Annotated in this window: 14 protein-coding genes; 3 read left to right on the top strand and 11 right to left on the bottom strand. The window is 42.7% G+C overall.

From position 1 onward, the window contains the following. Window positions 1–240: 240 nt before the first annotated feature. Genes H2672_RS13730 through H2672_RS13760 form a run of 7 tightly spaced genes read right to left on the bottom strand, consistent with a single transcriptional unit; the run spans window position 241 to window position 6,057 of the window. Window positions 241–621 carry a Na+/H+ antiporter subunit G gene (locus H2672_RS13730; protein WP_186672271.1) on the bottom strand — a complete coding sequence of 127 codons (381 nt, stop codon included), beginning with the start codon at window positions 619–621 and terminating at the stop codon, window positions 241–243. Next, the gene (locus tag H2672_RS13735) at window positions 599–883 is read right to left on the bottom strand and encodes a Na(+)/H(+) antiporter subunit F1 (protein WP_067205211.1); all 285 of its coding nucleotides are present in this window, start codon (window positions 881–883) and stop codon (window positions 599–601) included. The genes H2672_RS13730 and H2672_RS13735 overlap by 23 nt, the downstream gene beginning before the upstream one ends. After that, window positions 883–1,365 (bottom strand): Na+/H+ antiporter subunit E, encoded by a 483-nt coding sequence (locus H2672_RS13740; protein WP_186672273.1) that lies wholly within the window; start codon window positions 1,363–1,365, stop codon window positions 883–885. The genes H2672_RS13735 and H2672_RS13740 overlap by 1 nt, the downstream gene beginning before the upstream one ends. Window positions 1,366–1,414: 49 nt before the next feature. Beyond that, window positions 1,415–2,899, bottom strand: a complete 1,485-nt coding sequence (locus H2672_RS13745) for a Na+/H+ antiporter subunit D (protein WP_186672275.1) — start codon at window positions 2,897–2,899, stop codon at window positions 1,415–1,417. Then, on the bottom strand, window positions 2,892–3,230 hold the full coding sequence (locus tag H2672_RS13750) for a Na(+)/H(+) antiporter subunit C (RefSeq protein WP_186672278.1): 339 nt from the start codon (window positions 3,228–3,230) through the stop codon (window positions 2,892–2,894). Before H2672_RS13750 ends, H2672_RS13745 begins: the two co-directional genes overlap by 8 nt. A gap of 3 nt (window positions 3,231–3,233) precedes the next feature. Continuing rightward, a complete protein-coding gene (locus H2672_RS13755) occupies window positions 3,234–3,656 on the bottom strand; it encodes a Na(+)/H(+) antiporter subunit B (protein ID WP_186672279.1) in 423 nt (140 codons plus the stop codon). After that, window positions 3,646–6,057, bottom strand: coding sequence for a Na+/H+ antiporter subunit A (locus H2672_RS13760; protein ID WP_186672280.1), 2,412 nt, complete (start codon window positions 6,055–6,057; stop codon window positions 3,646–3,648). The genes H2672_RS13755 and H2672_RS13760 overlap by 11 nt, the downstream gene beginning before the upstream one ends. 352 nt (window positions 6,058–6,409) lie before the next feature. On the opposite strand from H2672_RS13760, the gene H2672_RS13765 reads away from it, so the two are divergent. Then, window positions 6,410–7,081, top strand: coding sequence for an adenine nucleotide alpha hydrolase family protein (locus H2672_RS13765; protein WP_186672281.1), 672 nt, complete (start codon window positions 6,410–6,412; stop codon window positions 7,079–7,081). A 231-nt stretch (window positions 7,082–7,312) separates the two neighbouring features. Here the strand turns inward: H2672_RS13765 and murB are convergent, their stop codons facing one another. Continuing rightward, entirely contained in the window at window positions 7,313–8,233 is a 921-nt protein-coding gene (gene murB, locus H2672_RS13770) for a UDP-N-acetylmuramate dehydrogenase (protein WP_186672282.1), read from the bottom strand. A gap of 425 nt (window positions 8,234–8,658) precedes the next feature. Between murB and H2672_RS13775 the strand changes: the two genes are divergently transcribed. Then, window positions 8,659–9,186 carry a YceI family protein gene (locus tag H2672_RS13775; protein ID WP_186672283.1) on the top strand — a complete coding sequence of 176 codons (528 nt, stop codon included), beginning with the start codon at window positions 8,659–8,661 and terminating at the stop codon, window positions 9,184–9,186. Window positions 9,187–9,361: 175 nt separating this feature from the next. Here the strand turns inward: H2672_RS13775 and H2672_RS13780 are convergent, their stop codons facing one another. Beyond that, entirely contained in the window at window positions 9,362–10,000 is a 639-nt protein-coding gene (locus tag H2672_RS13780; protein WP_186672284.1) for a DsbA family oxidoreductase, read from the bottom strand. A gap of 102 nt (window positions 10,001–10,102) precedes the next feature. Here H2672_RS13780 and H2672_RS13785 point away from each other — a divergent pair, with 102 nt between their 5' ends. Next, window positions 10,103–11,479 carry an FAD-dependent oxidoreductase gene (locus H2672_RS13785; RefSeq protein ID WP_186672286.1) on the top strand — a complete coding sequence of 459 codons (1,377 nt, stop codon included), beginning with the start codon at window positions 10,103–10,105 and terminating at the stop codon, window positions 11,477–11,479. A gap of 100 nt (window positions 11,480–11,579) precedes the next feature. Here the strand turns inward: H2672_RS13785 and H2672_RS13790 are convergent, their stop codons facing one another. Continuing rightward, window positions 11,580–12,506: a manganese-dependent inorganic pyrophosphatase gene (locus H2672_RS13790; protein WP_186672287.1), complete on the bottom strand. Its 927-nt coding sequence runs from the start codon at window positions 12,504–12,506 to the stop codon at window positions 11,580–11,582. A gap of 40 nt (window positions 12,507–12,546) precedes the next feature. Beyond that, complete coding sequence (locus tag H2672_RS13795; RefSeq protein WP_186672289.1) at window positions 12,547–12,990, bottom strand: RrF2 family transcriptional regulator; 444 nt, start codon at window positions 12,988–12,990, stop codon at window positions 12,547–12,549. Between the last annotated feature and the right edge of the window lies 1 nt (window position 12,991).

Consider the following 12,991-nt stretch of genomic DNA (forward strand, 5'->3'; position numbering starts at 1 on the left):
GGGGCGCATTAGCGCTTCGCTTTTAATTTCAACGCATATCCATCTTTAGTGTCCCCATCCAAAATAGTTTCATGGTAATTCCCTGTCACCAAGCCACCCGGTTCACCCGCTTAAGCGTCGCGCAACATTTTGTCGGTAGTTGCCCCTTTCGCCGGTAGAAGCTTATAGGCGTCGTCTGGCACCACTGCAATAAGTATACTAATTAGCTAATTGTTCCAACAAAAAAGGACGGACCAGCCACTACTGGCCGGTCCCATCCTCTTTTATTTTATCTTTATGCAAAACCTCATACAATTCATCCTCAGTAGAAATATCCGCTAGCTTCACATTCGACCGATAAGCCGCTCGGACAATCAAATGCCCGGCAACAGGTGCCGTTAGAAAGACGAAAACAATTCCCAAAAGAAGGCGTACACTTACGAAATGTTGACTGAACAAAAAGTAAATAAAAGCGCCTGACAAAGTTAACAAGACGGCAAGCGTCGAACTTTTCGTCGCTGCATGCGATCTTGTGTAAACATCAGGCAGCCGAAGCAATCCAAAGACACTTATTACGCTCGCAACTCCGCCTGTCAATATCAGAAATGCGCCTACGAATTCACCTATCGTGCTTACGTTCAACGATAACACCCCTCTCGATGAATTTTGAGAAGGCGATTGTACCTATAAACGATAGAATCCCTAGTATCAGAATGACTTCTAAAAATGCTTTTGTGTTCATCACCACTGAAATGACGGCTATCATAGCGATCAAGTTTACACCAATCATATCGAGCCCAATAACACGATCCGGCATCGAAGGACCGAGAATGATTCGTATGACAGCTATTGCAATCGTTATCGAGAATAATACGAGCGAAGTCGTCAGCATTGCTTGAATCATCAGCGGGTCACCTCCATGATTGCTCTTTCAAAGTTATGCAGTTGCATCAAAAGTCCATCGCGGGACTTTTCAACGTCCATCGCGTGGATATAAAGAACATTTCCTTCAGGCGACACTTCCATGACGACAGATCCAGGAGTCAATGTCAGTAGCAGCGATAGCATTGTCACTTCTGAATCGCTTTCCAAAACGGTTTCATATTTAAATATGCCTGGTTTAATTTTTAATTTCGGGCTAAGAATTTGTTTCAACACGACGATGCTCGATTTAGTCAGCTCTGATATGAAAATGAACAGCAACTTGATTGTCGCGTATAAACGGCGCAAGTAAAACTGTGTTCCGAAGAACCGGTGCATGAAAAATATGATTCCAGTCCCGACCAGGAAGCCGGCAAAGAAAGTCGTAAATCTCAACTCATCTTCATCCATCAAAAGCATCCAAAGAAAAGCTATAAATAAATTTAACAGTAATTGGGCTGGCATTAACCTTCACCTCTTCTTTCCGGCCAATGAACGAGGACCTTCTCTTCAATCAACTATCACTATTCAAAACTGCGTCTATATAGATTTTAGGATTCATCAGCGTATGGGCAGCATCGGTTACATATGGCGCAAGCCCCTCTGCTCCAACTCCCAGTGCAATTGTCAATATCCCAAACAGGACCATTGGAATAAGCATCCCTTTTTTAAGTGGCACATCGTCATCTTCATTGATAATCGTTTCACCCCAAAAGCAATTCAGGAAAATACGCAGAAGTGAATACAAAACGAAAATACTTGATAGGAACGCAATTGCGAGCAAGACAAACGCACCCGCCTCAATCGCTCCTTGTCCAACGTACACCTTCCCTATGAACCCACTAAGCGGTGGAATTCCGGCGAGCGACAGCATAGTGATAAAAAACAGCCAACCAAGCAATGGATAGTTGCGAATCAACCCACTCATATTTTGAATCCTCGCCGTTCCAGTCAAGTAGATCATCGTCCCCGCGATAAGGAATAACAAAGCTTTAATGATCATGTCATGGATCAGATAATAAATAGACCCTTGAATCGCAACTTCTGTTGAAACAGCAAGACCAACGAGTATAAACCCGACGGCAATGACGACGTTATAGGACACAATCTTCCGGATATCATTGTAGGCGATTGCACCAATACTTCCACCAATCATCGTGATTGCCGCCATAATGCCAATCATCAAATGCGTAACACCCGGCTCGTGATAAAAGATGAGCGTGAACACGCGGAACATTGCATAGATACCGACTTTCGTAAGCAACGCACCGAACAAAGCCGCAACTACTGTCGGTGGTGCACTGTATGACCCTGGCAACCAGAAGTATAGAAGAAGTCCGGATTTCAAACTAAATACAATAAGAAAGATTATGCTAATCACCGTCAATAGTGACCCTTGCCCGACTTCAGCAATACGTACCGATAGATGCGCCATATTAAGCGTCCCTACCGTACCGTACAAGTACGCGATTCCAACAAGGAAAAACCACGATGACAGTACATTTATAGCTATGTATTTAATTGATTCGACGAGTTGAACCTTCCTGCCCCCAAGCGTAATGAGCACATAAGAAGATAACAACATCACTTCAAAACAAACGAATAAGTTGAATAAGTCACCCGTTAGAAACGAACCATTAACACCCGCAATAAGGAAAAAGACGAACGGATAAAAGAACATATTCTCATGCGCTCGGCCAATTGACGAGAACGCATAGATCAAGAGGATTCCTGTTACAATCGCTGTCGTCAATACAAGTAGCATAGAGAATGAATCCGCCACAAATGATATTCCGTAGGGTGGCAACCAGCCCCCAAAATCGAGCCGTAAAATACCGTCCGACTGAATCAGGTTCAAAATAGTAACACTGACCGCTACGGTTGCTGCGATTGAAACAAGACTGAACACCCGCTGAACCAGCACATAAGGCCGGAGAAATACAAGTAAAATCCCTGTCAATAAAGGAATAATCATTGGCATAACTAGTATATTATTCATCTTTGAACCCTCTCAATGCATCGAGATTGTCCGATCCCGTCTCTTTGTATGTTCGATATGCGAGCACCAGTAAAAAGGATGTCACTGCGAAACTGATCACTATTGCAGTCAATATAAGTGCCTGTGGAAGAGCATCCGTATAACTTTCTGCATTTTCGCCTAGTAGTGGAACTGCCCCTTTTTTCAGTCTGCCCATCGTCATCAATAGCAAATGCACAGCATGCGACAGGATAGCCGTCCCTAAAATAACCCGAACCAAGCTTTTAGATAGCAGCAAGTAGACAGCGACCGTTACAAGCACTCCAACGAGTATCGTTATTAACGTTTCCATCAGCTACACATCCTCACTAATACTTAAAATAATCGTTACAACAACACCGACAACAGTCAGTGCAACCCCCGCCTCAAACAGCATAACCGTTGATAATTCTGTTGCCCCAAACACTGGCAGGTTGAAATAACTGGCCGTCTGTGTAAGAAATGATGCTCCAAATAGGACTGATCCTAAACCTGTTCCGACTGCAAGCAATACGCCAAACGCAGCAACCTTCTTGAAATCGAACGGGATGCCCTTATGGACCGTTTCGATATCGAACACCAAATAGAGAAGTACGAAAGCCGAAGAAAGGACGAGTCCCCCAATGAATCCACCTCCCGGATTATAGTGACCAGAAAGGAACAATTCCACGCCGAACGTCAAAATGATGAAGACAACAATCTTCGTTACTGTCTGTAAAATGACATCATTAATCTTCAACGTCCTCGTCCCCCTTTCCAGCCTTCAGCTTGATCAATGTAAACACTCCGATACCAGCGATGAAAAGGACAACTACTTCAAGCATCGTATCGAATGCACGGAAGTCACCCAATATCGTATTGACGATATTCTTTCCTCCTGCCAACTCATAAGCATTTTCAAAGTAGACAGAAATCGACTCAAACATCTTATTGCCTTGTACGACAAGTGCAAGTACTGTGACAACCGTTCCGACTGAAATTGCAATGATACCTTTGAAGACTTTTAATGATCGAGTCGATTTCTCCTTGCTCCATTCTGGTAAGAAATAAAAGCATAATAGGAATAACGCAGTCGTCACAGTTTCTACGATAATTTGCGTCAATGCCAAATCCGGTGCTCGGAACACAACAAAAAGAATAGCAATCGAATAACCGAGAACACCATTGAGCAGGATCGCCGTCATACGAGATTTCGCAAAGATGATAGCAATACTCGCGCCCATCATTACGAAAATGATGATGTACTCGCTAATCGTCATGGGAGCATCATTAGATAAGTCGATTGAAAAACCGCCAGTCCATAACAGACCGCCACCAACAGTTAGGATGAAAAACACAAATATATAGACAAGATAATCCCTGAGATATCCCGTCATATAAGTCCGCGTCAAGAAAGATGAAGTTTTTTCGGTCTGCGTTAACAAGCCGTTATACATGGAATCGAGATTCCAGCGCATCGGTGCAAGCGAGTAAATCCCGCGCCAATAACGGAGGTAGATGTATAACAATGCGCCCACTGCGATAACACCAATTGTCATCATGATAGGTGCATTAAAACCGTGCCAAGCCGCTATATGTGGAACAAGACCTTCCGCACCTTCAAACGGAGGATAAACAGCAGTCATTGCTGGGCCCAACAAATAAGTGCCGACCACATTCGGGAAGAAGAAAATACCTACGACGAACAGGGCAAGGATCGACGGAGCAATAAGCATTCCAACTGGAGCTTCAAATGCTTTTCGATCAAGACGGTCCGGTTGATGTTTCCCAAGAAATGTTTGAAAAACAATAATCATGCTATAAACGAATGTCAACACGCTCGCAACCCAAGCAACGACAGGCAATAAGCTTCCCATCAGCGGCCCCATTGCGAAAATGTCGAGATTACGTACATTCAGTACGGATTCGAAAAACATTTCCTTACTAAGAAAACCATTAAACGGCGGTAATCCGGCCATCGAAAAACTGCCGATAACAGCGATTGTAAACGTCACAGGCATCAGTGTCATCAGTCCGCCTAGCCTTCGAATATCCCGCGTTCCGACTTGATGATCGACAATCCCAACAACCATAAAGAGAGCACCTTTGAAAGTAGAATGGTTAATTAGATGGAACAAAGCGGCGAATGTCGCCTGTGTATAAATAACTGAGTCCGCGCTGTAGCCCTCGTTAAGCGCCGCTGAACCAAGGCCGAAGAGGCTCATGATTAGACCAAGTTGGCTGATTGTCGAGTAAGCGAGCAACGCCTTCAGATCCGTTTGCCGTACTGCATTGACGGATCCCCAGAACAACGTAAATATCCCCACGCCAGTGACTGTATAAAACCACACCGCCTCGCCGCCAAATACAGGTGTGAAGCGTGCGACAAGGTAAATCCCCGCCTTAACCATTGTAGCGGAATGTAAATACGCACTGACCGGGGTCGGCGCTTCCATGGCATCCGGCAGCCAGATATGAAATGGAAACTGGGCTGACTTCGTAAATGCTCCAAGCAAAACGAGTAGCATCGCCGGCAAAAACAAACTTTCATTTGTATATTGACCAATCGTCTCGATAATTTCGCGCACACTGTATGAGCCTGTCATTGTATATAGCATGATGAAACCAGCAAGCATCCCGACGCCGCCAGAGACAGTGATGAGCATTGATTTTTGCGCACCGTATCTGGACTTTTTCCGGTGGTACCAAAATGCGATTAACAGAAACGATGAAATACTCGTCAATTCCCAAAAAACATATAGCACCATTATGTTGTCTGACAAGATAACACCAAGCATCGAGCCCATGAACATCAAAAGATAAACATAAAAACGCCCTAATGCTTCGCGTTCAGACAAATAGTATATGGAATAGAGAATTACGAGGCTCCCGACTCCGGTAATTAGAAGTCCAAAAATCATACTGAGACCATCTAGATAAGTCGTAAAATTGATCCCGGCAGAATCAATCCATTTAATCGTATGTATATATGTTTTACCTCCTGCAACGGCGGGAATGAAACTGGCAAGATAGATGAATAGGGCGAGTGGAACGGACATGACAAACCACCCGATACTGCGACTCTGAACCCTTTTATAAATGAACGGGACAAGTAGAGCAGCCAAAAACGGGATAAAAATAGCTATCGTTATCGCCAACAAATGCAAACCTCCAATACTAATCAATTAAAGTAGTCGTATTAAACCGCCTAAAAATATACAAACATACACAATCCATATTATGTTAGGTTTGTAAAACTTCATTATTATATAGGGCAAACTTGACCTTCATCGTGACTGACGGGATAATAGGGAGCTGTAGATAAAAGAAGTAGGGGAAACTCAATGAGTTTATACAGTAAATTATACACTATTACCATACTCTTAGCACTTTGAAGCATTCGCACCTTGTCATATGTTGCGTTTTCATATATAATTGCTTGGTTTTCAAACAGTATTAAACTTCTATCATGAATTCGACTAAACAAAATATAGTTAAGAGGTGACTACCGTCATGGGCAAAGTAAAAGGTCGTATGGACGAGAGTATTCTCGTTTGTGTCTACTACGGTCCAAATGGTGAACGTCTCATTAGACGCGGACATAAAATTGCAACAATCATGGATTGTCCAATGTATATTTTAACAGTAGATCCGCTTCCTTATGATGAATTCGACGCAGAAAAATCCGAATATGTCGATCGCTGGAAAGAACTCGCTGAAGAGCTTGAAGTAGAAGATTTTATAATCCGAGATAATGAAAAACGGTCTTCCGCCAAAGTTATTAAGGAAGTAGCTCATACACATAACATTACCCAAATCGTTCTTGGGCAAACTGCTCAAAGTAGATGGGAAGAGATTACGAAAGGCTCGTTCATGAACGTATTGTTACGAGAAATCACATTCGTTGACTTCCATGTCGTTTCTGTCGATCGTGCTATCAGAGACGAGATTGACGGCTTTTTCGAAAAAGGCGTACGTGCCTACTTAGTCGAGGACAATAACGGTTTCCACGTCAACTTCACGCTGTCAAAAGAAGTTCGCTTTGAAGGTATTTTCTTTAAAGAAGTTGGGACTGACTTCAACAACGGAATCTTCAAATTCATGAACAACAACAAAATGTGCCAAGTTCATATTACAGATGACCAGGTGACCGACCCTTCCCTGCTCACTTGTAAAACTACTTAATTATAAATGAAAAACAAAAGCGCAAGTGCCTGTTCAGCCCCGATAAGCGCTGGAAGGCTTGAAGATAAAGGCGCTCTTTGCCTTTATCAGCAAGACTGAAGCGACTCGGGGGGCTAGGCGCTGGAGCCTGGACGCAAAATCACTACGTTATAACTTATCCACAGTTCGAGATTTTATAATCTCCTAGACAGCAAAAAGCGGAGGCCCATTAAATGGGTCATCCGCTTTTTGTTAATCTGTTATTTCTTCGCCTACTATTTTCACTTCAAGTTCTAAGTCGACATCAAATCTTTTTTTCACTTCAGTTTTCACCATGTTAATTGTCTCAATGTAATCCGATGCTGTTGCATTGTTTTTATTGATGATGAAACCGGCATGCTTCAATGATACTTCTGCACCGCCATGCCCTTTTCCTTGAAGGCCACAATCTTGAATAAGTTTGCCTGCAAAATAACCCGGCGGTCGTTTGAATACACTTCCTGCTGAAGGATACTCAAGCGGTTGCTTTGATTCGCGCTGGAAGGTTAAGTCCGCCACTTTTTCATTAATGACATCCTGATCGCCTGGCACAAGTTGAAAATCTGCTGAGAGAACATAGTAGCCCTCTTGCGATATAATACTCTTCCTGTAACCAAGCTCTAGTTCTTCTTTCGAAAGAACTAACCGTTCGCCTGCTTTCGTCAATACTGTAGCCTGCACAATTATATCTTGTATCTCTCCGCCATACGCACCGGCATTCATTGCCATTGCGCCCCCGATGGAGCCCGGAATTCCACAGGCAAATTCGATACCTGACAGTGTAGTCGCTACCGCACGTTTTGAAACATCAATGATTAGTGCCCCCGCTTCGGCATGCACAAGTGATCCTTCGATCCTAATTGCATTGAGTCGTGACAAATGAAGGACAATCCCTCTCACACCGCCATCCCTGACGACCATATTCGATCCATTGCCAAGTAATAGTAGCGGAATTTCATTTTCAAATGCGTAACGAACCGTCGCTTCTGTTTCATCTATAGTTCCAGGAATAGCAAGAAGGTCTGCAGCTCCTCCGAGTTTTGTCATCGTATATTTACAAAGTGGTTCGTCTATTAATAATGTACCTTGTGTTATTTTTTTCTGAAGTTCTTCAAACCATTGATGTTTCGACATCAACATTCAATCCTTTCACAATCAATTACATCTCGGCGTAATTGCGTCCAAATTTTGAATTTCGCTTGTGCCTGCAGGACGCAGGTATGCAACCTTTCAAAATTTGTGACATTCGCCGGAGGCTTAACAAGGAGGAATTGAACTTCATTCCTCCCCAATCAGCAGTGGGTTTGCACCCCAACTGATTTAAACGTATTTTTGCATTCATCCCACCACTTATAGTAGTTTGGGACTTCTGCTGAATCAAGATAAAGCTTTTCATCTTAATAGTATGCTTGCAAACTTTTATTTTGACAAGGTATTCTTATTAGAACAGAGGTCTTACTATTGCCTTTATTCAAATAAAATATAATTAAATACCTTGACTTCGAGATACTTACGGAATATAGTAAGAACATAACTTATTCAGAGAGGAAGTTTTTTTAATGACAAAATGGACAGTAGATGCATCTCATACAGGCGTTGGGTTTTCAGTTAAGCATATGATGATTTCTAAAGTAAGAGGACGTTTTACAGGCGTAGAAGGTACAATCGAAGGGAATCCTGAAGATTTGACGGGCGCTAACATTAACTTCACAATCGATGCTTCAACAATTGATACAAACAGCGAAGATCGTGACAACCACCTTCGTTCTGCTGATTTCTTCGATACGGAAACATTCCCGACAATCACATTCGTTTCAACGGATATTGCTAAAAAAGGCGGCACTAAATATGACGTTACTGGCGATATGACAGTGAAAGACGTAACTAAAAAAATCACATTCAATGCTGAGTACGAAGGTACAGGTAAAAACCCTTGGGGAGTAGACGTAGCTGGTTTCGAAGTCGAAGGGAAAATTTCAAGAAAAGAATTTGGTCTTACATGGAACCAAGCACTTGAAGCAGGCGGCGTTCTTGTAGGCGACGATATTAAAATTACAATCGACTTACAAGCAAACCCAGCACAATAAAGAAAAGCGGAAGGCGCCGTTTACAAATGAACGCAGCCTACATCCTGCTGGCCCCCGATAGCCAATTCACTTATGACCAAGGGGTTGGTGACTGTAGTATAGACAGTAATAAGTGAATAACAAAATCGGCTACGCGATCATTATGATCACGTGGCCGATTTTTTATTTCTTTTGATTAAGCTTCTTCTTCCGCAGCTTGTCGGAGTGCATTTGCAAATGCTTCCGCCGGCTGTGCTCCTGAAATCGCATATTTGCGATTAATAACAAAAAACGGAACACCTTTTACACCGATTTGCTGGGCTTCTGCGATATCCATTCTTACATCATCTGCAAACTCATCAGAATCGAGAACTGCTTTCGCACGGTCACGAGAAATCCCTGCTTCTTCGGCAATGCGAAGCAACACGTCTTCTGTACCAATCTTTTCACCGTCAATGAAATAAGCTTTCAGTAAACTTTCCGATACAGTCTTATCGAAACCTTCCTGTTCAGCAAGTTTCGCTAGACGATGTGCATTAAATGTATTTGCTGGTGTCATAACGTCAAAATTATAGTTCAGTCCAACAGTTTTTGCCTGGTCCACTACGTTATCGGTCATCTTTTTCGCTTCTTCCACACTCATGCCATATTTCTTCGCAAGACTGTCTTTTATCAGCGTATCGGACACTGCGGGCGAATTCGGATCAAGCTCAAATGCTTTAAAAACAACTTCGGCCTTTTCTCCGAGGCCAGTCTGCTCTAACGCCTCTTCTAATCTACGCTTTCCAATATAACAAAACGGACAAACATAATCTGACCAAATTTCAATTTTCACTATTTCCAACCACCTTCCGTATCTTTATTTTAAATTTAATCAAAGAAGGGAACAATGAATATGCTTACTACTATTTCAAGCAGACTTGACGGAGGTTATTGTATGTCCAATTCATTATGGCTTAGTACTGCATATCCACGTGATCCGTTTCCTCAACTTGATGGCGATGTCCGATGCGACGTTTGCATCATCGGGGGAGGCCTAAGCGGAATTGCCAATGCCTATTTTTTAGCAAAGGAAGGGAAAGACGTTATCCTTCTTGAGAAAGATACTATCCTAGCAGGTGCGACGGGCAACTCAACTGGGAAACTGACTGCCCAACATGATTTTGTATACGCAAAATTACTGAAACAGTTTGGACGAGACAATGCAAAAATGTATTTTGATGTGAATGAAGAAGCCGTTCAATTTGGGAAATCTATTGCAATAAAAGATGAATTAAGATCAGCAGATTCCATTCTTTATTCCCAATCTAAACTTGGTACTGATTTACTCCGTTATGAAATGAACGCATACAAGGAACTTGGCATCCCCGGTGAACTTGGACTGAATTCTGAATTACCGATTCAGATTGATGCAACGCTTACTTTGAATAACGAAAGTCAGATTCATCCTGTGCGATTCGGACAACATCTTGCGCGGCTTGCGGTTGAAGCCGGCGCACGGATTTACGAACAATCGGATGTTATCTTAATGGACTTGAAAAAGCGTCTGCTTTCCATGAAATCTGGACACGAAGTCCAATTCACTGAACTAGTATTATGTACACACTATCCAATTGAAGCACTGCGCGGGCTACAAATCGCAAAACTGTCCGTCGATCGATCCTATATCGTCGCAGCAGATGGTGATATGCCACTCCGCGGACAATATATTGCAGTCGATGAACCAAATCGGTCAATCCGGACAGCACAAATTGATGGAAAAACATTTTTTCTGCTGTCCGGTGAAAATCATCGGGCAGGGACAGAAAGCGATACGCAGATACATTACAACCGACTTTACACCGATTTGCAAGAGATCTATAACCTTTCTACTCTGACACATGGCTGGTCCGCACAAGATCCGCAGACACCCGATTTGATTCCCTACGCGGGGGTTATTTCCTCTAGCATGCCATACGTCTATTTGAGTACGGGCTATCGAAAATGGGGATTATCGAACTCAATGGCGGGCGCACGGATTATCAGTGATTTAATTGTTAGAAAAGAAAACCGCGCTTCCCGACTTTATGCTCCTGATCGAACCGGATTTGGTTCATTTTTATTGCAGGCTATCAAAAGTACTGGACTATTTTTAAAAGATTTCACTGACGGTCATCTTACTCGCACGGACTCCCCCATCTGTACGCATATGGGCTGCCGGACGAGGTGGAATGCCGGTGATGAAACTTGGGATTGCCCATGTCACGGCTCACGCTTTCGGAAAGATGGATCTGTCCTCGAAGGACCTGCGACGAAGCCGCTTAATTTGAAATAGTGTATGGAGAACCGAGACACCGTTCAATCCCATCCGTAATAAAAACAAAAAAAGGTCGCAATCCACCTCACTGGCGGACTGCAACCTTTTTCAATTCACTTCATTTCAATGCTTCAGTCAACACGGGGACTATTTGCATCTTGCGGGAAACGACACCTTTCAATGTTGCCGTGTTGTTCACAAGCGTAACATTGAATGCCGCGCTAGCACGTTCTGCTTCTTTACCAAGTGCTAAAACGATTGAGTCGTTGTTCAAAATATCCGTTACGACGAATAAGAACAGATCGAGTCCTTTTTCAGCAATGACACGGTATAAAAGATCTTCCAAATCTGCTTGACGGTTCATAACATCATTGATATCAATTGCATTCACTTGTGCAATTTCAATCTTCACTTCATTGATGCCAAATTCTTTCGCATCAAGTTTCACAAGGTCTTCGAGCGTTTTACCACTCAAATCAGCACCAGCCTTCAACATAGCCAGTCCATATTCTTGTGCATCCACGCCTGTGATAGCAATCAATTCTTCAACTGCAGCACGGTCTTGGTCTGTATACGTTGGTGACTTGAACAATAGTGAATCCGAAATAAGTGCAGAAAGCATTAGGCCAGCAATACTTTTCGGAATCTCAACACCGTTTTCTTTATATAGTTTGTTTAAAATCGTTGCCGTACACCCTACAGGCTCTGCACGATAATAAAGTGGATCGTTTGTTGCAAAGTTAGCAATTCTATGATGATCAACAACTTCGATTACTTGAACATCATCAATGTCATCCACGCTTTGCTGTTTTTCATTATGATCGACGAGAATGACTTTCGCTACTTCCGGCGCGGCTCTCTCGATAAGACGTGGTGCTTCAATACCAAAATAATCAAGCGCATAAGCCGTTTCATTCGTTATTTCGCCTAGTCTTACTGCTTCAGCATTCATTCCCAATTGCTGCTTTAAATATGCGTAACTGATTGCCGATGAAATTGAATCGGTATCAGGATTTTTATGTCCAACAACAAAAACTTTTTCCATGAAAAATAGCCCCCTGCTTTTTATATTCTTTTTCATTTTATCATAATGGGCGGTCAAACAAAATCGCTTTGAGCTCATCTTTATTAACGATAAAATCCGCCACTGTATAGTTATCCAAAACTGCTAAATAAGCATTCAACGCTTCGTGCAATGCACCTTTTAATCGGCAAACCGGGGAAAGTATACAACTATTCGATTCAGAATTAAAGCATTCAACAAGATGAAAATCATCTTCCGTCCTCCGAACAAGTTCTCCGACATTGATGTTTTCAGGCTCCACTTTCATCCTGATACCACCGCCACGACCGCGTATCGTTTCGATTAAACCCATCTTCCCAAGCTCGTGCACTACTTTCGTCAGATGGTTTTTCGAGATGCTATACGTATCTGAAATCTCCTGAACCGTCGATATTTCTCCAGTCTCTTTCGCTCCGAGATATATTAAAACACGCAAGGAAAAATCTGTATACATCGTAAGACGCATA

The organism is Sporosarcina sp. BP05, from assembly GCF_014282005.1.
Classification (GTDB): domain Bacteria; phylum Bacillota; class Bacilli; order Bacillales_A; family Planococcaceae; genus Sporosarcina.

Bases quoted from the DNA above. Each gene is read 5' to 3' on its own strand.
- H2672_RS13735 (WP_067205211.1), bottom strand. From the start codon at position 883: ATGATTCAAGCAATGCTGACGACTTCGCTCGTATTATTCTCGATAACG.
- H2672_RS13740 (WP_186672273.1), bottom strand. From the start codon at position 1,365: ATGCCAGCCCAATTACTGTTAAATTTATTTATAGCTTTTCTTTGGATG.
- H2672_RS13745 (WP_186672275.1), bottom strand. From the start codon at position 2,899: ATGAATAATATACTAGTTATGCCAATGATTATTCCTTTATTGACAGGG.
- H2672_RS13750 (WP_186672278.1), bottom strand. From the start codon at position 3,230: ATGGAAACGTTAATAACGATACTCGTTGGAGTGCTTGTAACGGTCGCT.
- H2672_RS13765 (WP_186672281.1), top strand. From the start codon at position 6,410: ATGGGCAAAGTAAAAGGTCGTATGGACGAGAGTATTCTCGTTTGTGTC.
- murB (WP_186672282.1), bottom strand. From the start codon at position 8,233: ATGTCGAAACATCAATGGTTTGAAGAACTTCAGAAAAAAATAACACAA.
- H2672_RS13775 (WP_186672283.1), top strand. From the start codon at position 8,659: ATGACAAAATGGACAGTAGATGCATCTCATACAGGCGTTGGGTTTTCA.
- H2672_RS13785 (WP_186672286.1), top strand. From the start codon at position 10,103: ATGTCCAATTCATTATGGCTTAGTACTGCATATCCACGTGATCCGTTT.
- H2672_RS13790 (WP_186672287.1), bottom strand. From the start codon at position 12,506: ATGGAAAAAGTTTTTGTTGTTGGACATAAAAATCCTGATACCGATTCA.
- H2672_RS13795 (WP_186672289.1), bottom strand. From the start codon at position 12,990: ATGCGTCTTACGATGTATACAGATTTTTCCTTGCGTGTTTTAATATAT.